22 protein-coding genes are annotated in these 18469 nt (G+C 61.3%); 10 read left to right on the top strand and 12 right to left on the bottom strand.

The genetic code is table 11. The features are described from left to right. Nucleotides 1-86: 86 nt before the first annotated feature. Both AR689_RS15445 and AR689_RS15440 read right to left on the bottom strand, forming a co-directional pair. The gene (locus AR689_RS15445) at nucleotides 87-2060 is read right to left on the bottom strand and encodes an ABC transporter ATP-binding protein (protein WP_062071531.1); all 1974 of its coding nucleotides are present in this window, start codon (nucleotides 2058-2060) and stop codon (nucleotides 87-89) included. Beyond that, entirely contained in the window at nucleotides 2057-3790 is a 1734-nt protein-coding gene (locus tag AR689_RS15440) for an ABC transporter ATP-binding protein (protein WP_062071529.1), read from the bottom strand. Before AR689_RS15440 ends, AR689_RS15445 begins: the two co-directional genes overlap by 4 nt. Nucleotides 3791-3950: 160 nt before the next feature. Here AR689_RS15440 and AR689_RS15435 point away from each other — a divergent pair, with 160 nt between their 5' ends. Further along, on the top strand, nucleotides 3951-4949 hold the full coding sequence (locus AR689_RS15435; protein WP_062071527.1) for an aldo/keto reductase: 999 nt from the start codon (nucleotides 3951-3953) through the stop codon (nucleotides 4947-4949). A 73-nt stretch (nucleotides 4950-5022) separates the two neighbouring features. After that, complete coding sequence (locus AR689_RS15430) at nucleotides 5023-5859, top strand: alpha/beta fold hydrolase (protein ID WP_062071525.1); 837 nt, start codon at nucleotides 5023-5025, stop codon at nucleotides 5857-5859. 4 nt (nucleotides 5860-5863) lie between these two features. Here the strand turns inward: AR689_RS15430 and AR689_RS15425 are convergent, their stop codons facing one another. From AR689_RS15425 to AR689_RS15400, 7 genes are all read right to left on the bottom strand, one after another. Then, a complete protein-coding gene (locus AR689_RS15425; protein WP_062071523.1) occupies nucleotides 5864-7384 on the bottom strand; it encodes a CYTH and CHAD domain-containing protein in 1521 nt (506 codons plus the stop codon). Nucleotides 7385-7502: 118 nt separating this feature from the next. Continuing rightward, the gene (locus tag AR689_RS15420) at nucleotides 7503-8006 is read right to left on the bottom strand and encodes an SRPBCC family protein (protein ID WP_062071522.1); all 504 of its coding nucleotides are present in this window, start codon (nucleotides 8004-8006) and stop codon (nucleotides 7503-7505) included. 114 nt (nucleotides 8007-8120) lie between these two features. Continuing rightward, on the bottom strand, nucleotides 8121-8474 hold the full coding sequence (locus AR689_RS15415) for a hypothetical protein (protein WP_062071520.1): 354 nt from the start codon (nucleotides 8472-8474) through the stop codon (nucleotides 8121-8123). Between the two features lie 220 nt (nucleotides 8475-8694). Continuing rightward, nucleotides 8695-8898: a hypothetical protein gene (locus tag AR689_RS15410; RefSeq protein WP_062071518.1), complete on the bottom strand. Its 204-nt coding sequence runs from the start codon at nucleotides 8896-8898 to the stop codon at nucleotides 8695-8697. A 119-nt stretch (nucleotides 8899-9017) separates the two neighbouring features. Beyond that, nucleotides 9018-9191: a hypothetical protein gene (locus AR689_RS15405; RefSeq protein WP_197412902.1), complete on the bottom strand. Its 174-nt coding sequence runs from the start codon at nucleotides 9189-9191 to the stop codon at nucleotides 9018-9020. An 86-nt stretch (nucleotides 9192-9277) separates the two neighbouring features. Beyond that, entirely contained in the window at nucleotides 9278-9436 is a 159-nt protein-coding gene (locus tag AR689_RS23385) for a hypothetical protein (RefSeq protein ID WP_018778776.1), read from the bottom strand. Between the two features lie 232 nt (nucleotides 9437-9668). Continuing rightward, nucleotides 9669-10433 (bottom strand): IclR family transcriptional regulator, encoded by a 765-nt coding sequence (locus AR689_RS15400; RefSeq protein ID WP_062071515.1) that lies wholly within the window; start codon nucleotides 10431-10433, stop codon nucleotides 9669-9671. A 163-nt stretch (nucleotides 10434-10596) separates the two neighbouring features. Between AR689_RS15400 and AR689_RS15395 the strand changes: the two genes are divergently transcribed. From AR689_RS15395 to AR689_RS15365, 7 genes are all read left to right on the top strand, one after another. Continuing rightward, the gene (locus tag AR689_RS15395; RefSeq protein ID WP_062071513.1) at nucleotides 10597-11814 is read left to right on the top strand and encodes a CaiB/BaiF CoA transferase family protein; all 1218 of its coding nucleotides are present in this window, start codon (nucleotides 10597-10599) and stop codon (nucleotides 11812-11814) included. Beyond that, on the top strand, nucleotides 11811-12611 hold the full coding sequence (locus AR689_RS15390; RefSeq protein WP_062071512.1) for an enoyl-CoA hydratase/isomerase family protein: 801 nt from the start codon (nucleotides 11811-11813) through the stop codon (nucleotides 12609-12611). Before AR689_RS15395 ends, AR689_RS15390 begins: the two co-directional genes overlap by 4 nt. A 96-nt stretch (nucleotides 12612-12707) precedes the next feature. Next, entirely contained in the window at nucleotides 12708-13295 is a 588-nt protein-coding gene (locus AR689_RS15385) for an AAA family ATPase (protein WP_062071510.1), read from the top strand. 109 nt (nucleotides 13296-13404) lie between these two features. Next, nucleotides 13405-13848: a hypothetical protein gene (locus AR689_RS15380; protein WP_062071508.1), complete on the top strand. Its 444-nt coding sequence runs from the start codon at nucleotides 13405-13407 to the stop codon at nucleotides 13846-13848. A gap of 75 nt (nucleotides 13849-13923) precedes the next feature. Continuing rightward, nucleotides 13924-14376 carry an HNH endonuclease gene (locus AR689_RS23775; protein WP_062071506.1) on the top strand — a complete coding sequence of 151 codons (453 nt, stop codon included), beginning with the start codon at nucleotides 13924-13926 and terminating at the stop codon, nucleotides 14374-14376. A 96-nt stretch (nucleotides 14377-14472) separates the two neighbouring features. Then, a complete protein-coding gene (locus AR689_RS15370; protein WP_197412901.1) occupies nucleotides 14473-14940 on the top strand; it encodes a nuclear transport factor 2 family protein in 468 nt (155 codons plus the stop codon). Further along, the gene (locus tag AR689_RS15365; protein ID WP_062071504.1) at nucleotides 14940-15506 is read left to right on the top strand and encodes a TetR/AcrR family transcriptional regulator; all 567 of its coding nucleotides are present in this window, start codon (nucleotides 14940-14942) and stop codon (nucleotides 15504-15506) included. The genes AR689_RS15370 and AR689_RS15365 overlap by 1 nt, the downstream gene beginning before the upstream one ends. A 721-nt stretch (nucleotides 15507-16227) precedes the next feature. Here AR689_RS15365 and AR689_RS15355 read toward each other — a convergent pair. Genes AR689_RS15355 through AR689_RS23380 form a run of 3 tightly spaced genes read right to left on the bottom strand, consistent with a single transcriptional unit; the run spans nucleotide 16228 to nucleotide 17886 of the window. Continuing rightward, a complete protein-coding gene (locus AR689_RS15355; protein WP_231745546.1) occupies nucleotides 16228-17049 on the bottom strand; it encodes a nuclease-related domain-containing protein in 822 nt (273 codons plus the stop codon). A 5-nt stretch (nucleotides 17050-17054) separates the two neighbouring features. Further along, on the bottom strand, nucleotides 17055-17474 hold the full coding sequence (locus tag AR689_RS15350) for a hypothetical protein (RefSeq protein ID WP_062071501.1): 420 nt from the start codon (nucleotides 17472-17474) through the stop codon (nucleotides 17055-17057). A 4-nt stretch (nucleotides 17475-17478) separates the two neighbouring features. Next, nucleotides 17479-17886 carry a toll/interleukin-1 receptor domain-containing protein gene (locus AR689_RS23380; RefSeq protein ID WP_197412900.1) on the bottom strand — a complete coding sequence of 136 codons (408 nt, stop codon included), beginning with the start codon at nucleotides 17884-17886 and terminating at the stop codon, nucleotides 17479-17481. A 165-nt stretch (nucleotides 17887-18051) separates the two neighbouring features. Here AR689_RS23380 and AR689_RS23375 point away from each other — a divergent pair, with 165 nt between their 5' ends. Beyond that, the gene (locus AR689_RS23375; protein WP_197412899.1) at nucleotides 18052-18246 is read left to right on the top strand and encodes a hypothetical protein; all 195 of its coding nucleotides are present in this window, start codon (nucleotides 18052-18054) and stop codon (nucleotides 18244-18246) included. Nucleotides 18247-18469: the final 223 nt, after the last annotated feature.

Below are 18469 nucleotides of genomic sequence, written 5' to 3'. Positions count from 1 at the left end.
CCTCGGCACCCCAAAATCGACCTGCCGCAGTTGCAAATCCAGCCATCGGCGTCGAAAGATGGGCCAGAAGCAACGCGCCTGAAGGTCTAGGGCTCCAATGCCGCGGGCGCCGCGAACTGCGCCTCGTACAGCCGGGCGTACGCCCCACCCTCAGCAAGCAGCTCCGGGTGTGTCCCCTGTTCCACGATCTGGCCGGCTTCCATTACCAGGATGAGATCGGCGTCCCGGATGGTGGAGAGCCGGTGGGCGATCACAAAGCTCGTCCGGTCGGACCTCAGAGCGTTCATGGCTTTCTGCACCAACACCTCGGTCCGGGTATCCACGGAGCTGGTGGCTTCATCCAGGATCAATACCGAGGGTCGGGACAGGAAGGCCCTGGCAATGGTGAGCAGCTGTTTCTCGCCGGCAGAAACGTTGCCGCCTTCATCGTCCAGCAGCGTGTCGTAGCCCTCGGGCAGCGACTTCACGAACCGGTCCACGTACGTGGCCTGCGCAGCCTCCATCATCTCGGCTTCCGAGGCAGTGGGCCGGCCATACGCGATGTTGTCGCGGATGGTCCCCCCGAACAGCCAGGTGTCTTGGAGGACCATCCCCATCCGTGAGCGCAGTCCCTGCCGCGAGAGCGAGGCGATGTCCACGCCGTCGAGGGTGATGCGCCCTGAGTCCAACTCGTAGAACCGCATCATGAGGTTCACCAGGGTGGTTTTACCTGCACCGGTTGGCCCTACTATGGCGATGCTCTGTCCCGGCTCGGCAACCAAGCTGAGGTCTGTGATGAGCGGCATGTCCGGCGAGTACCTGAAGGATACGTTCTCGAACACCAAACGCCCCCGCGAAGGACCGGACTGAGGAATGGGAGCGGGCTCAACGGATTCTTCCTCCTCATCCAGCAGATCGAACACCCGCTCGGCTGAGGCAACGCCGGATTGCAGCATGTTGGCCATCGATCCGAGTTGAGCCAGTGGCATGGTGAACTGCCGCGAGTACTGGATGAAAGCCTGGACGTCGCCCAATTGCATGGAGCCGGACGCCACCTGCAGGCCGCCCACCACGGCAATCCCCACATAAACCAGGTTCCCGATGAACGTCATGGCCGGCATGATCAAGCCACTCACGAACTGCGCGCCGAAGCTCGCCTGATACAGCTCACCGTTCTTCGCCCGGAATTTCTCCTGAACCTCGTTCTGCCGCCCGAACACCTTCACCAAAGCGTGCCCGGTGTACGTTTCCTCAATTTGGCCGTTGAGCTCACCGGTGTTCTTCCACTGCGCCACGAACAGTTTCTGCGAGCGTTTGGCGATCAGCAGCGTGGTCCCCAGCGTCAACGGAATGGTCACCAAGGCAATCAGGGCCAGCAGCGGCGAGAGCAGGAACATCATCACCAGCACACCCAGCACGGTCAGCAGGGAGGAGACCACCTGGCTGATGGATTGCTGCAGGCTTTGGGAGATGTTGTCCACGTCATTGGTCACCCTGCTGAGCAGTTCACCGCGCTGGATGGAGTCGAAATAGCGCAGGGGCAGCCGATGGATTTTCGCTTCGATCCGCTCGCGGAGGCGGTACACGGTCCGCTGTACGACGCCGTTGAGCACGTACGCCTGCATCCAACCGAACGCTGAGGCTAGGACATAGAGCGCCAGCGCCCACAACAGCACAGAGGCCAGCGCGGTGAAGTCGATTCCGACGCCGGGAGTGAGGGTCATGGCGCTCAGCATGTCGGCCTTGCTGTCATCACCTGAAGCACGCAATCCCGCGATCACATCGGCTTTGGAGGCGCCTGCGGGAAGCTGTTTTGAGACGACGCCGGCGAAGTTCAGGTTGGTGCCTTCGCCCAGCAGCCTTGGCCCGATGACGGACAGGGCAACACTGACCACGGCAAAGACCAACACCAGAATCAACCAAAGACGTTCCGGCCGGAGCGTCCCCAGCAGCCGCCGGGCAGAGGCACTGAAGTTCGAGGCTTTCTCAGCCGGGACGTTCATCCCCGCAAACGGTCCACCGCGGCCCGGTCCCATGGCTGGCCGTTGAGGACCGCGTGGTCCGGCTGATACGGCGCTCATGCCGCCTCCTCCGCCGCGAGCTGGGAGGACACGATTTCCCGGTAGGTTTCGGAGGTCTCCAGTAACTCATGGTGCGTTCCGCGCCCAACTATCCTGCCGTCGTCGAGCACCAGGATCTGGTCCGCGTCCGCGATGCTGGAGACGCGTTGCGCCACGATCACCAGCGTGGCGCCGTTGGTGTGGCGTTTGAGGGCCTGCCGGAGCCGGGCATCGGTGGCGGTGTCCAAGGATGAGAAGGAGTCGTCAAAGATGTAGAGCTCCGGCTGTTTCACCAGCGCCCGGGCGATCGCGAGCCGCTGCCGTTGGCCGCCGGAAACGTTGGTGCCGCCTTGTGAAATGACCGCATCCAGGCCACCTTCCATCTCCTCCACAAAATCCCGGGCCTGGGCTACGGACAGCGCCTGCCACAGCTCGTCCTCAGTGGCATCGGGTTTGCCGTAGTGAAGGTTGCTGCGGACCGTTCCGGAGAACAGGTAGGGCCGCTGCGGCACCAGCCCGATGTGGCCCCAGAGCAGGTCCGGGTGCAGCTCTCGGACGTCCACGCCGTCCATTAGCACGGAACCGGACGTGGCGTCGAACAGCCGAGGCATGAGGTTCACGAGCGTGGTTTTGCCGGCGCCGGTGCTACCGATGATCGCTGTGGTCTCCCCCGCTCGGGCGGTGAAAGAAAGCCCGCTCAGCACCGGCTGCTCGGCACCCGGGTAGGCGAATCCGACGTCGAGCATCTCCAGTTCTCCCCGGCGGATACCGCCGGTGACAGGGTTCGACGGCGGCTGGACACTTGATGCGGTGTCCAGCACCTCGCCGATCCGGTCGGCCGAAACGGACGCGCGCGGGATCATCACGGCCATGAACGTGGCCATCATGACGGACATCAGGATCTGCATGAGGTAACTCAGGAACGCGATCAGGGTGCCCACCTGCATGGAGCCGTCCTCAATCCGGAAGGACCCGAACCAGATCACCGCCACGGAGGAAACGTTCATCACCAACATGACCACAGGGAACATGAGAGCCATCAGACGGCCGGCCCGCAGCGCAACGTCAGTGACGTCGTCGTTCGCTGTGGCAAAACGGGCGGCTTCCATGTCCTCGCGGACGAAGGCCCGCACCACACGGATACCGGTGAGCTGCTCACGGAGGACCCGGTTCACGGCGTCGATCCGGACCTGCATCTTGCGGAAGAGCGGCACCATCCGCGTCACGATCAACCCGACCGCCACCAGCAGCACCGGCACGCAGACGGCGATCAGCCAGGAGAGTTGGGCGTCCTGCCGCACGGCCATGATCACGCCGCCAATGCTGAGCATGGGTGCCGCCACCATGAGCGTGCAGGACATGAGCACCAGTTGTTGCACCTGCTGGACGTCATTGGTGGAGCGCGTGATCAAGGACGGCGCCCCGAATTTGGTGACCTCCTGCTCGGAGAACTCCCCCACCCTGCTGAAAATCGCGTCACGAAGATCCCGGCCCATCCCCATGGCCGCCTTCGCACCGAAATACACGGCCACCACCGCACACGCGATCTGCACCAGGGTAATGAGCAGCATGAGCCCACCCATGCGCAGAATGTAGTCCGTGTCCCCGGTGGCGACGCCGTTATCGATGATGTCGGCGTTCAGCGTCGGAAGGTACAGGGACGCAATGGACTGCGCCAACTGGAAGACGACGACGGCGATCAGCAGCCGCTGATGCGGCCGCAGAAACCGAACAAGTACCTTCCACAGCATGGGAACTCCCAGCAGAAATCGTTGAACCGAAGGCCAGTTTACGTCTGGTTGCTGTGGGCAACTAGAGAGATGTGAGGGGTAATGTCAGGGACTCCCTCACACTGGTCCGGCCCCATAACGTCGAAGTAGTCATCAGCCCGTACAGCAGAGGAGAACAACCATGGAGAAGCGCACACTCGGCACCAACGGCCTGGAGGTTTCCGCGATTGGCATGGGATGCATGAGCATGAGCGGCGGATACAGCGAACGGCCGGATCGCGACGAAATGATCTCCCTCATCCGCACAGGCGTGGAGCGCGGCGTGACATTCTTCGATACCGCCGAGATCTACGGCCCCTATGCCAATGAGGAACTTGTTGGCGAAGCCTTGGCACCGTTCAAGGATCAGGTGGTCATCGCCACCAAGTTCGGCTGGGACATTGACCCCGCTGAGCGGAAGCCAAGCGGCAAGGTCACCAGCCGGCCCGAGATCATCAAAGAAGTAGTTGAGGGATCCCTGCGTCGGCTCGGAGTGGACGCCCTGGACCTCTACTACCAGCACCGCGTCGATCCGGAGGTGCCCATCGAGGACGTGGCAGGTGCCGTCAAGGAATTGGTAGACGCCGGAAAGGTGAAGCACTTCGGTATGTCGGAGGCAGCCGCAGGGACCATCCGGCGAGCCCACGCAGTCCTCCCCGTGGCTGCGGTTCAGAGCGAGTACTCCTTGTGGTGGCGCCGCCCCGAAGAAGAAGTCCTGGACGTGTGCGAAGAACTTGGAATCGGGTTCGTTCCCTTCAGCCCGCTGGGCAAAGGCTTCCTGACCGGCACCATCAACGCTTCCACCAGCTTCGAATCCGGCAACGACATCCGCAGTACCATCCCTCGGTTCACGCCCGAGGCCATGCAGAACAATCAGGCCGTGGTGGACCTCCTCGCCGGAATCGCTGAACGAAAAGGCGCGACGCCGGGCCAGATCGCCTTGGCATGGCTGCTGGCACAGAAGCCGTGGATCGTGCCGATTCCCGGCACACGGAAACTGCACCGCCTCGAAGAGAACCTGGCAGCGGCCGACGTCGAACTTTCACCTGCTGAACTGGACGAGATCGAGGCGGCCGCCGCGAAAATCACCGTGGAGGGCGGCCGCTACAACGACGCTGGAGAGCGGATGACCAACCTCTGAACCCGTGCCGGCGTCGCAGCAGGACAGTAGGCTGGAAACGTTCGTGTTGAACCGCATCGAAGGGACTTGAGTTTTGGCTTACATCACCGTCGGAAACGAAAACAGCACCGAGATCGAGCTTTATTACGAGGACCATGGGACCGGGCAGGCGGTGGTCCTGATTCACGGCTACCCGTTGGACGGTTCTTCCTGGGAGAAGCAGACAGCCGCGCTGCTCGACGCCGGTTACCGCGTCATCACCTACGATCGCCGCGGGTTCGGCAAGTCCAGCCAGCCCACCGAGGGCTACGACTACGACACCTTCGCAGCAGATCTGAAAACCGTGTTGGACACGCTGGACCTGAACGATGCCGTCTTGGTGGGCTTCTCCATGGGCACCGGCGAAGTTGCGCGCTACATCAGCACGTACGGTTCGGCCCGCGTTGCCAAGGCTGTGTTCCTCGGTTCGTTGGAGCCGTTCCTCCTGAAGACCGACGATAACCCTGACGGCGTCCCGCAGGACGTCTTCGATGGCCTCGCCGCCGCCGTCAAAGCTGACCGCTACGCCTTCTTCACCGATTTCTTCAAGAACTTCTACAACAGCGACACCTTCTTGGGAACGGATCGCCTCAGTCAGGAATCCGTGGATGCCAGCTGGAACCTGGCCAGCAAATCCGGAGCGTTCGCCTCAGTTGCTGCCCAGCCCACCTGGCTCACAGACTTCCGTGCCGACATCCCCAAGATCGACGTCCCGGCCCTGATTGTTCACGGCACGGCGGACAACATCCTGCCCATCGACGTCACTGGACGGCGATTCAAGGACGCCTTGCCCAGCGCAGAGTACTTGGAGATTGAAGGAGCACCGCACGGCCTGCTATGGACGCACGGGGCAGAGATCAACGAGGCCCTGCTGGCGTTCCTCAAGAAGTAAGTCACTACTTCTTGAGGCGAAGGTGCCGCGCCTTCTTGCCCTTGCGCAGGTACTTTTCCAGCGTCGCATCAGCGGCGGTGCTTTCCATGGCATGGAGCACTCCATACGTGAAGGCACCGTTGCTGATGCCTGGCGCGGAACCCAGCTTCAGCAGTTCTTCACGGGCCATGACACTGTCTTGGTGGTCGCCAAGGATGGATTGAACCCTGTGGGCCGCATCTCCCAGCTTCACCGCACTCTTGCCGTGGACGGATTCCACAGCCGCTGCGGCAAAGCGCAGCTTTTTGGCGGCCTTCCGGACTTCGTGGAAGGCCTTGTCATGTTCAGGCCCGACGGCGGTAGCCACCGCTGCGTTGTGGCGTTTGCGGAGCCTTTCGCCGGCCTTGTTGACGAGCTTTGCCGTGGTTTTCCTCGCTGGCGCTGACCCCTTTGGAGTCAGCGGGGGATCCTTCAGGAAAGCTTCCAGATTGTCCAGCAACGTGAAGTAGCGGGGGCTGTTCAGCCGATTCCTCACGGCAGACATCGCATTGTTGGCCCTCAGGGCCATGCGTTCTTCAAGCTCATCCCCGAGCTGACCGAGTACCAGCTTCCCCGGCAGTTCCTCAAGGCTGACCTTCAGGCGTTCGTGCAGAACCTCAACGTCGCGGTAACGGCCCAGGATCCGTGCGAGCGATTTCAGCTCCCGTTCCAGATCCTTCACAGCTGTCGGCTCGAAGAGCGCACTAAAACCATGCAACACGGCCCGGATCCGGCGGATCTGGGACCGCATTTGATGGACCGAATCGTCGCGGGCAAGGCGGACATGTGAATCCTGGAGGAGCATCTCGGCCACTTGTTCGTCCAGATAAGTGAGTACGGGAACCGCCGCTGGGTCCTTGCCGCTGGGCTCGTCGCGTTCCGTCCGCCGCGAGGCGGGCCATGCGTCGCCCAAGGCGGCGGCCAGCTTGGAAGTACGCTGGCTCGGCTTAGCGCCGGCGTCGGCAAGTTGCTTCGTTAGTGTGCCCAGCAGAGCGTGGTCGGCTACATCCGATGCCAGTTCCACCTCCCACTCACGCCATTGAAGTTCACGTGGTTCCCCAAACATCGCCTCTGCGCGAACGTGATCATCTACGAAATCGGCCATGCGGCGGCCATCCTTGCCATACAAGGGGTAACTGGTGCGTTCCGTGGTCAGCGCTGCGACTGGAGCCACTGCATGTCCCCGCGTGTAGGCGAGCACGCGGTCCATGAGTTCTACCGGGACCGTATCCGCGGTGCCCAGCGGGGCCTGGATCTCTATTCTCTTGCCGGCGCTGTGCGGGAGCTTCAGATGCCATCCGGCGTCAGGTCCACCGGTGCGGCGGCGCAACGTGATGCCCCGTGCCGCGAGGGCCAAGTGCTGGGTGTCAAAGTAGATGGCTTCCAGGCTATGGCTCGTCGGTTCACCCACTTTTCCGATGCCATCCAGCTGATCCAAGGCCGGCAGCGGCGTGGTCGCATCGGCGTCGAATTTCTGTTCAACTTCCACGGTGCCGGTGGTTGCCATGATGGCGGAAATCCTGTCTTCCGGGGGTGCCACGAGGGCCGGCCCGTTGACGTGGCCGGCCCCCGTTGGAGCAATCTATTGGTGCTGTATCCAGTGTGAGCCAGTCCGTAGCTTGGCGCTAGAGACCCGGCGCGCGGCCGCCTGGTGTCTCACCCGTGTCATCAACATCTCCGCCGGACACTGTGCCACGCCAAGCACCGGTTTCATGCCCTTGGGCTTCGATGAATTTCTTGAACTTGTCAAGATCAGCGCCAACCCGCAGGCTGTCCACACCGAGCGCTGAGCCCGCTTTTTCAGCGAGGCCCTCGGGCTCCCACACAATCTCAACGTTCACCCGCGTCCGTCCGGAGTCGAGGGGCTCGAAGCTTACAGTGCCGCCGTTGCGGGGACCGTCAACGCTGGCCCAACTCACCAGGGAGTCCGGGACCTGCTCGACGATTTGCGCGTTGTACTCGCGCTTCACTCCGCCCACATTGGTTGAAAAGTGCAGGCCCGTCTCGTCGATTTGTTCTACGGACTCCACCCCATTCATGAACTGGGGAAATGCCTCGAATTGCGTCCACTGGTTGTAGGCGACAGTTACGGGGACATCTACTTCGATTGACTTATTGACCGTAGCCATAGGGTTGCTCCTTCGGTTTCGCCGCGGGTGCTCATGCTGTACTGCTGGTGGCGCGCCAGCCAGCTGGCTGCTTAACCAGTGGCGCGCCTGTCTAGAGCGCGCCAGCCAAAGCTCTTAGCCGGCGTCGAAACTTTCGTCGTCATCGTCGTTGGGAGACTCTTCCTGGGGAAGGTCATTGCCGCTGCCGTCCGGCAGGCTGTCGTCGTTGCCGTCGGGCAGGGAGGACTGCTCGGCGTGGGCCTGCTCTTCGGTTCCGCCGAATCGGCCGGCACCGGGCTCGCCTGCACTGTCTGAATCCTCCGGATTCAGGTGGCTGAGGTTTGGCGCGCCTGTTCCCTCTCCGAGGGAAGCCTCCTCGATGTCTTCTTCAACGCGCGGTTGCGCCTGGCCTCCGCCGGCTTCCTGCTCCGCGGTGGGAGTGCCGTAGCCTCCCACTTCCTCTTCCGGCGTGGCGTTCTGCTTGTCCATGTGAACTGTCCTTTCCCTGAGCGGTGGAACGTGTTTATGGAACACTTCGAACCTATAAGGCTCCTTGGTGGCATGTCCATGCCTTTGACGATAATAGTCAGCAAACTTAGTAAAAGGCCATTCGGGGGTCTAGGCTTCCACCATGAACCCGTAGGTCATCACGGCGAGTGCCATCGACGCGCCATGTGAGGGCACAGCTTGGGTAGCCGTCGCGAGCTAGTTAGGACGGCTGCGGAATCTCACAGCCACCCTGAGGATCCAAGCCCGTGTAATTCAGTGGGCCGGCAACAATATTCAACGCTATGGTGGCGAACTGTGAGCACTGCGCGGGCGGCGAAGTGAAATATCCCCGCTGCCCGGCTGCAACGGCCCCAATAATGAGCCACACCACCACGAACAGCCCGATGATTGAACCGATTCGCATTTATTTCCCCATCACTAAAGACAGCTCCCGGCAATTAACGGCAACCCCGGTTTTTTCCGTGGAACGACACAGCGCGGCTGCGGACTGGATATCTCCTGTTCGCAGCCGCGCTGGCGCCATCAATCCGCGGGATTGGTTTCGGTAGTCAGACCGCGCGAGTCCGCGGCCTTCTCGTCCTTCTCTTCTGCCGGGCCGGGCGGACTGGCAGATTCGCTGGCTCCGGCGTCGACGGCGTCGCTGGGACTTTCCGACGAGGCGTCACCGGCCGGTACTTTGCTGGTGGATTGCGCCACTATCGGGTCCCTGGGAATGGGATTTCCCGGGGTTGTGGTCCCATCGCGAACCTGGGTGAAACCGGCAACTTCACTGGGGTCTGTCGTCATACGCGCGACCGGCCCCGGCCCACCACCCAGCCGATCAGGGCCAGCACCAGCAGGATGATTCCCACCCACAGCAGGAAGCTGAGGGCCTGGTTGAAGCCGCCTACCAAGAGCAAGATGATCGCGATAACACCGGCGATTATTAAGAGAGTGTTCATTGAGCTACGCATCCCTTTCAATAACTGTTGTCTATTCAGGAAGGCGTCCGCTGGTACTTCATTACTGAAGCGCCACCCATGCCAACGGGCACCGATCAGGGAATTTCTTCCCTATTTCGCTTACGTACCCCCACGGAATTAGTTCAAACGGACCCTTTGCCCGTGAAGGGGTACGTACATAGCATCATGATAGGCGCGCATTACGCCGGAACGAAGTATTCGGACAGGAAACTTAGTATCCCTTTGTGGAGAACGCCCCCAAGGCACGGCTGATCTCCAAAGCAGTTCCCGCGGCCGCCTCGCCGTACTCCTGATACTTGGCCGGCACGATTCTGCTGGACGGTCCGGAAATGGAGATGGAACCGGCCGCCACGCCGCCCGGCCCCAGCAGCGGGACGCCGATCGAGGTGATTCCAGTACTGAGGCCCTGCTCATTGATGGAGTACCCGCGTGCCCTGGTGTCAACGATCATCGTCCGGAGCTGGACGGGATCAACCACCGTCTGCGGCGTCAAAGCCTCCAGCGGACCGGCGAGGTAGCCATCCACAAAAGCTTCATCGGCCGCGGACAAGTACGCCATTCCTGTGGAGGACGCGTGCATGGGAAGCCGCGAACCCAGGGGCAGGAACGCCCGGAGAACGTGCGGGGTGTCGAGGCGCTCGATGATCAGCATGTATCCGCGGTCCGGCACGGCTAAGTGAACGGTCTCGGTGGTGTCCAGTTGAAGCGCGTTCAGCGGTCCCATGGCGGCGTCACGAATGACCGAACCACTGCTTCCGCGGCTCGCCACAGCAAAGGCGTGGTTGGTCAGCACCCATTTACCGGCCTGCGCTTCTGACTGCGCAACCCAGCCCAGCTCGGCCAGCGTCCTCAGCATGCGGAGCACGGTGGCCTTGGGGACATCCACCTCGCGGCTTAGCTCGGACAGGCCCGCCGGCTGGTTGTCCGAGACCGCTTCCAACACACGAATCGCCGTGACCACGCTCTGCGTACTCATCCACACTCCCGCTTGACCGACTTCCCTCAGTGCCCTACATTACAGGCGACTTCCCAAAATGAACCAACGGTTCATCCAGTGAACCGACGAAGTTTGATTGGAGAACGACCTTTGGCACTACCCACCGGCTCCAAGTCTTTTCAACGCACGAAAGGTGCCCACCATGCTCAAACCACTCCGCGGGATCACCGTGATCGACCTCAGCCGAGCACTCGCTGGCCCTTATTGCACCGCACTCCTGGCCGACATGGGCGCCAGGATCATCAAGGTGGAAAGCGTCAACGGGGGTGACACTGCCCGGCAGTGGCCCCCGTTCCAGGACGGTCACAGCCTTTACTTCGACTCCGTCAACCGGAACAAAGTGTCCGTGTGCTTGGACTTCTATTCAGACGAAGGTCGAGAGATCCTCTCGGGCTTGATCGCCGACGCGGACGTCCTGGTGGAGAACTTCAAGCCCGGCACGCTGGAGAAAATGGGTTTCACTCCTGCCCGGCTTGATGAGTTGAACCCCGGGCTCGTAGTGGGCTCCGTGACCGGATTCGGAAACACCGGCCCCCTCAAAGACGACGCCGGGCTGGACCAGGTCATCCAAGGAATGTCCGGCCTGATGTCCGTCACCGGCCCCGGACCAGGCTCCGCCTATCGCGTGGGGGTGCCTATTGTGGACATCACCTCGGGAATGATCTGCGCGTTTGGAATCGTAGCTTCACTCCTCGGAGCCCGGAACGGCGAGCGCCCCAGCCGAGTGTCAACCTCCCTGCTGGAAACCGCACTGAATCTCTCCGCTTTCCAAGGGCAGAAGGCCCTTAGCCTCGGCGAAGCACCCACGCCGCAGGGCAACAACCACCCCGTGATCGCCCCCTATGGAATGTTCGGCACGGCCACGGAGTCCATCAATATTGCCGTGGGAAGCGACAAACAATGGCGGGCGTTCTGCGGCTTGCTCGGTGTTCTGTCTGCTGTGGAAGATCCCCGGTTCATCACCGGAGCGGACCGGTCAGTTAACCGCGATCAGCTGACCGAAATGATTGAAACTGCATTGGCGGCCAAATCCGCCGCCGAGTGGGTTCCGCTGATCAGCCAGGCCGGCATTCCTTGCGGCCCTATTTATGACTACACGCAGGCCCTCGCCTCGGAACAGGTCGCGGCTTTGGGGCTCGTGCAGCGCCGCGAGCGCCGCGACGGCTCCGAGCTCCCCCTGCTCCGCGGCCCCCTGAGCCTGGATGGCGAGGCCAGCGAGATCCTCTCGCCCCCACCGCTTCTGGGCGAGGACACCGCGGATGTACTGATGGAGTTTGGAATGACGCACGACGACGTCACCCGGCTTGAGCGCGAGGGCCGTATTGTGTGCGGGCCGGCAAAGACTGGAGCACAGCGATGACCACAGTTTCTGACGTCAGGGCAGGCCGTATGGCCGTCTCGATCACTGGCGGCGTGGCCACCGTGGAGATCAGCAACCTGGCACAGCGGAACGCCCTGACCCGGGATATGTGCTTGGAGATCCAGGAGCTGATGCCGCGTCTGGACGCCGATCCGGACGTTGACCTGGTGGTGCTGAGAGGCGCCGGGGACACGTTCTGCGCCGGGGCCTCCATCAGCGAACTCTCTTCTGTGCTGGTGGACCCCCAACCGGACGGCACCTCCGTGGATCATCTCAGTGGGGCCGATTCCGCCATCGCTTCCCTGTCCAAGCCTTCCGTTGCTTTGGTGGATGGTGCCTGCATGGGCGGCGGCTGGCAGATCGCCTCAGCCTGCGACTTCATCATTGCCAACGAACGTGCGGTGATCGGGCTGACTCCGGCCAAGATCGGGATCATTTACCCCCGCCCGGGCATCGAACGGCTCGTCCGGCTTGTGGGACACGCCAACGCCAAGTACATCCTCCTCACCGGACTGACGTTCAGCGCAACCGAGGCCCGGGCGCTGGGGCTGGTGGCCGACGTCGTGCCTTCAGAATCTTTTGAGGAGAAGTGCGCGGCACTTGTCAGCACCCTTCGGAGCCGCTCCCGATTCTCCATGCATTCCATGAAAAGACTGATGGACGCTGCCCCATCGGATGTTGATCAGGAATGGGCTGGCGCTTGGGCTGCCATGCCGGACAGCCCGGATATGAGGATTGGTATCAGCGCATTCCTGAACCGTGAGCAGCCCGAATTCATGTGGCGGCCTGTGGACTAAGCCTGCTCACATGTGATCTGCACCTCAAGCGGCACAAGTGACGCCCTCCCCGCGTTGTACAGAGAACGAGTTGCACAGAAGACGAAGGGAGGGCTCATGCTCATTGTTCTGACGGGAATTGACGGCTCAGGTAAAACGACGGCGGCCCGCGCCTTGGTCGATTCGGCTCGCGCTGAAGGACGAAGCGCCCTGCTGCTCAGTAATCACGCTGCCCGCCGGAGGATGTCGCTGTTGCCCGAGCGGTTTGGATGGACAGTGCCTCCACGCGCATTGGACGTCATTGAAACCGGCGTTCGATTGTTCAACGTGCTGGTCAACCATGCACGGGCCCGGCGGTTTGATGGTCTGGTGGTGATGGACCGCCACCTCCACTGCCAACTGGCGTTACGCGAGGCCAACGGCTTGGCGCGCGGCACGCTGCTTCCGTGGCTGCTGGAGAAGCTTCCAGCAGCCGACCTGCACGTCCACTTCGACACAGACCCCACCGTTGCCCACGCGCGGGTCATGGCACGTGGCACGGATCAGGAGACAGAGGCGGATCTCCGGGCATTCCGGGATGCTTACCGTTCTCTACCTGAGTATGAAAACTTTGTTGAGGTGGACGCCAACGGCGAGCCCGGCAACGTCCTGGCCCAGCTGAACCGGGTCATCTCGGCCGCATACCCCGCCCGCTTACCCAACTAGGGGAGCCTGTCACACTCTGGCCACGCGACCACTTGACCAGTTCCCCATCCCACGACAAGTAGGCTCGCCCCATGCGTACACTTGGCAGACACTCCCATGGGAGTCACCAGTGATCTCAGAGGCCCGGATCAGTCGCGGCCCTCAGAAGGTCATCGCTAGTGTGGTGGGCCTGCTCTGTTTCTTCATCATTGCAACGGCCATTCCCAGCGGAGTTCTGCTGATGAGCGCAGCGCTGGTTGCGGTCATTGGGCTCCTGACAATTTCGGTACTCCGCATCAGGGTGACCATTGAAGCCTCAGAGCAGAACCTAGCGGTCAGATGCCGTCCGTTCTACTCCAAGACGATCCCGCTGGAGGACATCGTTGATGCCTCCCCTGCGCCATCCAGTTCCATGATCGAAGGTTTCGGCGTCCGGTACTTGGGCCAGCGAACGTGGGGGCTGCTGGTCGGCGGTCCGGCCATCGTCTTGGAGACCCCCAGCCGCACCTGGCTGATCTCCACGCCGGACCCCGAGTCCACAGCCGCTTCCATCCTCGCCCACGCCCGCCAGTGATGGGCAGATAACGGCGGGGGCCAGCTCGAAGAGCAAAGCTTCTTTCACAGTGGACGTGTGAACGGTACGGATTGAGTGGCGGGCGCGTGCAAGGCCGACAGCGCGCAACGAGCATTCGCCGAAACGGTCAAGAGCAATTACAGCGGGCACTGCGCGATCACAGGCATCTCGACGCGAGAGTTCTTAGTCGCATCGCACATCGTGCCGTGGAGTAAGGCACCAGGGATCAGGATCGACCCGAGCAACGGAATCCGCCTGTCAACCTTCGTGGATCGTGCGTCCGATGCGGGATTTCTCCAGATCGGAACGGACTACGTTGTTCGGATCGACTGGGTGAAGGTTGGCGATGACCAAGCGCTAAAGGATGCGCTTGGGGCCCTTCGACGGCCGGCATGTGGCTATGCCAATGCGCGACGAGCCGCAGGCGGACTACCTTCGGCGTCGCCTTGCGAGCGAGTTCACCACTGTCCGATAGCCGGTCCCAAGACTGACATCCTGTCCCGCGTCGCACAAGCCCACCACATCTAGAACGCCAAGAATCGGGTTGACGGCGACCGTTCAAAAGCTGTACCGTTTAGTACAACTTGTACTATTCGGTACAGCCTAATGATGAAGGAGTCCATAATGTCTCGTCCCCCCTTCCCCCCGTACACCGAAGCGACCGCCATTCAGAAGGTGCGTGCAGCCGAGGACGGCTGGAACACTCGTGACCCCGAGCGCATCTCCCTCGCGTACAGCGAGAACAGCTGGTGGCGCAATCGCTCGACGTTTGTTCAGGGTCGCGCCGCCATTGTCGAGTTTCTCGCCGACAAGTGGGAACGGGAGCTCGACTACCGGCTCATCAAGGAATTGTGGGCCTACACCGATGACGTCATTGCTGTTCGCTTCGCCTACGAGTACCATGACGCAGCGGGCCAGTGGTTCCGCGCTTACGGCAACGAGAACTGGCACTTCGACAAGGAAGGACTCATGACGCATCGCCACGCGAGTATCAACGACCTCGCCATCGACGAGGCCGAACGTAAGTTCTTCTGGGATACCTCCGGCCCCCGCCCGGCGGATCACCCCGGCTTGAGCGAACTCGGACTGTAATGCCACGCACCCTTCTCGAACGATCGGACGCCGTCCACGCCCTCGCCGGCGTTTTCCGTCGGCGAGGGTACGAGAGCAGCTCCCTTTCCGTGATCCAGCAGGAGGCCGGCATCGGTCGCGGCAGTTTGTACCACTTCTTCCCGGACGGGAAGACCGACATGGCCAGGGCCGTGCTTGACCAAGTGAGCGACTGGTTCGAGGATGAGGTTTTCGCGCCGCTCCGTTCAGCAACTGACGCAGCTGACGCAGTCTCAGCGATGACGAAGGCAGTCTCTGACTACTTCGTCTCCCGCGAGAATGTCTGCCTCTTCGCCGCAATGACACTCGGCGAGGAGAAGGAAACGTTCGCCGGCGAGGTCAAGACATACTTCGCAGACTGGGTCGAGGCGCTGGCCGTGCTGCTGCACCGCGGAGGACTTGACCTTGAGGATGCCCACGAGAACGCGCTGGACGCGGTTGCCGTGATCCAAGGCGGACTCATCATTACCCGCGCCTACGCCGACGAAACTACATTCCTGGGCGTCATGGAACGTGTCGAGCGTCGCCTGCTCTCACAGCTCAGCTGACGCTGAACACGCAGACCCGACCTCATTACTTGGAACCAGGACGTCCGGGGGAAGTGGGCCTCAACGCCACCAGTCAACAGTCCCACTTCCTCAGAACAGGGAGGTTCTCGCGGAACACTCCCCCATCAGTTCGGGGGCGCGTAAATGTGACTTACAGCGGTAAATGGCGGTGTTTTCACAGCGCTATTTGGCGCATGGGATAGCCCGCAAGGGGATCCCCTGCCGGGCACCTGCGCGACAGCGTTTTGCGCTGCCCGCCATGCCCGGTGTGCATTTTTCAACGACGTGAGTATAGGACCATCCCCGTCGAGGCGTCCCGGACTTGGGTGACGCGGTCCGTAAAGAAGAAATCGATCGGTAGACCAGCCACGAACGGGCTCGCATTAGTTGTTATATGCGCGAATTCGTCGCCGAGGTCGTATCCCCAAGCAATGTTGAAAACTGTGAAAGTAGGCCCGTTCTGTACATCCACCAGGGTTCCGATGCCGTCACGAGCATTCAAGAGATCAACTAAGTCCGCATCTCGAGGCTCAGGCTGTGACACTTCCATGAAAACAGACTATCGGCACCAGTTCCCCGGCCCTTTTCAGTGGCGCCGTGAACCAGGCCGAGCTGTCCAGACTTCTTGCTCAAACAGACACCTGTTCAGGTGGCCAACAACGTCCGAATAAGGATCCCCGTGCGTGCTCCCCAAACAGCTTCGGAGCTTGGCACCTAAACTTCACGCAGGTTTGAACCGCGAGGCTACCGACTGACGCATCCTTGCCACATCAAACCCGCCGGCTGTCTGCTCTGTGAGCACTTTGACTAAGCGTTTCGGCCAGAGCACATGAACGCCCCGAGTCGAGAACGACCCTCCAATTAGGGGCCAATCTGCTTCGATGAAGCACAACGCCCCGGTGATCGGAACGTCGCCAAACAGGGATCGCACGACCTCGACCTGTTTGAGCACCCCGTCGACCAGTTTCGTGCAATCACGTCGGCCAACTAGGAGTTTCTCGACTCGGGGACGAAGGATGCCACCCTCTATCTTCAACTCCGGCCGTCCCTTGTACCGCTTAGCGTCAATCACCCAGATTCCAGCCGGAGTGATAGCGATATGGTCGATGTTGGCCTTCGACCCGGGGATGCGTCGGTCGTGGAGGACAGCCAGGCCATCGGTGGCCAAGGCGTTAAGCCGAGCGCCGAGACGTTCCTCACCGATCGCGCCTCGATCCCAGGACTTGGTGTGCTGCCGCTCGCCCGAGAGGGCCCCTGCGAGGCCACTGAAGCGACCCCACTTCTCTCGAAGCTTTTCTTCGTCCTTCGCCTGGCGGCGTTCGTATTCGCGCCGGGCGGAAGACCCGGGTACTCCGGGTGCATCGGACAATGAATCGTCATCAGGCGGTTCCAGATCTGGGGACCTGGTTTCCATAGCCTCGGTGGCACACTCCAAGCAACGGATGGTCTTCGTCTCGGTGGCGTAGATGGCTTCAGCCCCGGCCGGAAGAGAGGCACGGCAGTCTCTGCACACTCCGGCGTACCGGAGCCTCATCTGCTTCATGCTGCCTAGTCGTTCCGTACGGGATCCTGTTTGAAAAGTTTTAGATCGGATCGCCATCTTGCTACTGATGCGGCGTCGCGTGGCCCTCTCTCGTACTGAATAAGCCGTGTCGAAAGCTGATCCACCCATGAATTGAAGCGTGAGATGATTCGTGCCCGCATCTGTCGGTCGGCGAAGGTTCCCTTGCCCTGCTGTTCGTGGTTCCAGTTCATTTTACCGGCGGCGTAGAGGACTGCTCCCTTGTAGTGTTCGTCGCCCAACCACTCCAGCAGCCAGGGCTCAGTGTCGGATGTGAAAGCATCAATGGCGATCTTAAGCTCTGCGATACGCTCCACTACGGCGTCGCCTGCGGCAAAATCATTCTCGTGCAGCGCGAGTCGTCGAACCGCCTCTCGGAGCCGCTGCATATTTGCTGTGTCCGTCATCGTACTAGTCCTCGATCTCACTATCCGCAGGGAGCACAGCAGCAGCAATCTTCTCCGCGATCGTTTCGATGTCGTCGCGTGCTGTCTCGAAACCGGCAAGGTCGGGAAGGATGCCGCTGTACTCAGCAACTTCCTTGAAGGTGGTGCCGTGCAACACAGGGATCAGTGTGTTCTTATGCAGAAGTGCGCCGAGTTCTCGCTCGGTCCAGAAACGACCCACGAGGTAGGCCGGTGTCAGGAGAACCAGGCCCGCTCGCGCATTCCGAAGTCCCTGATCCATCTGCAGTGCCTGGCTCCTGCCAGGGACGATCGCGATTTCATCGAACCAAACGCGCACCTTGAACGCCTCAAGGGCATCACGCAAGGCAGCTGCAGCCTGTGCCCCATCAATGCGGGCGTAACTAAGAAACACATCCCACTCTCGTTCGTCACGTGGGACCAGCGAGTGTTGGACCCGATCAGCTAGCGCCTGCTCTGCAGGCGTGTATCGAGGTCCGCTGCCGCCAGAGCGCAATTGTCTCTGCAGGTCCGCGATGACACGAGAGTTGCGATCGTTTGCCCGGCGTACGTCTTGGTTATGAGCGTCAACCCGCCGGTTGAACTGGTTCACAACCTGCTGATTGTGGGCCCGGACTTTCCTGTTGTAGTCATCCACGGCTCGCTGGTTCTTCCTATTGATCTCGTCAATCTGTCGTTTTACCTGTGCTTCGGCTCTCCGTTGGGCAGCCTGAATATCACGCTTAAACTTGTTGGCATGGAATGTTGCCATTGAGGTTCCTCCTTCGAAGGCACATGGTTCTCCTATCAGGGCACAGTTTGACATGCACGTCCGACAAAAAAGGCTCACGGCGGGACGTCCGTATTTTCATGCCCGTTAGCCGGTCGATCACCGTGTGGCCAAAGCCCGTCACCACGCTCTGCGCCATTGCCGCCATGGGCCATGTACGTAAGACCCGCACGATGAAATGCACGGTGACGGGGGGATTACTGCAACC

It is taken from the genome of Arthrobacter sp. EpRS71 (assembly GCF_001512285.1).
Lineage (GTDB): Bacteria > Actinomycetota > Actinomycetes > Actinomycetales > Micrococcaceae > Arthrobacter.
The sequence above is the reverse complement of the archived record's forward strand: the minus strand, read 5'-3'. Positions and strand labels throughout refer to the sequence as shown.

Bases quoted from the DNA above. Each gene is read 5' to 3' on its own strand.
- AR689_RS15400 (WP_062071515.1), bottom strand. From the start codon at position 10,433: ATGAGTACGCAGAGCGTGGTCACGGCGATTCGTGTGTTGGAAGCGGTC.
- AR689_RS15365 (WP_062071504.1), top strand. From the start codon at position 14,940: ATGCCACGCACCCTTCTCGAACGATCGGACGCCGTCCACGCCCTCGCC.
- AR689_RS15440 (WP_062071529.1), bottom strand. From the start codon at position 3,790: ATGCTGTGGAAGGTACTTGTTCGGTTTCTGCGGCCGCATCAGCGGCTG.
- AR689_RS15435 (WP_062071527.1), top strand. From the start codon at position 3,951: ATGGAGAAGCGCACACTCGGCACCAACGGCCTGGAGGTTTCCGCGATT.
- AR689_RS15390 (WP_062071512.1), top strand. From the start codon at position 11,811: ATGACCACAGTTTCTGACGTCAGGGCAGGCCGTATGGCCGTCTCGATC.
- AR689_RS15370 (WP_197412901.1), top strand. From the start codon at position 14,473: ATGTCTCGTCCCCCCTTCCCCCCGTACACCGAAGCGACCGCCATTCAG.
- AR689_RS15445 (WP_062071531.1), bottom strand. From the start codon at position 2,060: ATGAGCGCCGTATCAGCCGGACCACGCGGTCCTCAACGGCCAGCCATG.
- AR689_RS15355 (WP_231745546.1), bottom strand. From the start codon at position 17,049: ATGAAGCAGATGAGGCTCCGGTACGCCGGAGTGTGCAGAGACTGCCGT.
- AR689_RS23385 (WP_018778776.1), bottom strand. From the start codon at position 9,436: ATGAACACTCTCTTAATAATCGCCGGTGTTATCGCGATCATCTTGCTC.
- AR689_RS15420 (WP_062071522.1), bottom strand. From the start codon at position 8,006: ATGGCTACGGTCAATAAGTCAATCGAAGTAGATGTCCCCGTAACTGTC.
- AR689_RS15425 (WP_062071523.1), bottom strand. From the start codon at position 7,384: ATGGCAACCACCGGCACCGTGGAAGTTGAACAGAAATTCGACGCCGAT.
- AR689_RS15350 (WP_062071501.1), bottom strand. From the start codon at position 17,474: ATGACGGACACAGCAAATATGCAGCGGCTCCGAGAGGCGGTTCGACGA.
- AR689_RS15415 (WP_062071520.1), bottom strand. From the start codon at position 8,474: ATGGACAAGCAGAACGCCACGCCGGAAGAGGAAGTGGGAGGCTACGGC.
- AR689_RS15395 (WP_062071513.1), top strand. From the start codon at position 10,597: ATGCTCAAACCACTCCGCGGGATCACCGTGATCGACCTCAGCCGAGCA.
- AR689_RS15410 (WP_062071518.1), bottom strand. From the start codon at position 8,898: ATGCGAATCGGTTCAATCATCGGGCTGTTCGTGGTGGTGTGGCTCATT.
- AR689_RS23375 (WP_197412899.1), top strand. From the start codon at position 18,052: ATGAGCGTCAACCCGCCGGTTGAACTGGTTCACAACCTGCTGATTGTG.
- AR689_RS15385 (WP_062071510.1), top strand. From the start codon at position 12,708: ATGCTCATTGTTCTGACGGGAATTGACGGCTCAGGTAAAACGACGGCG.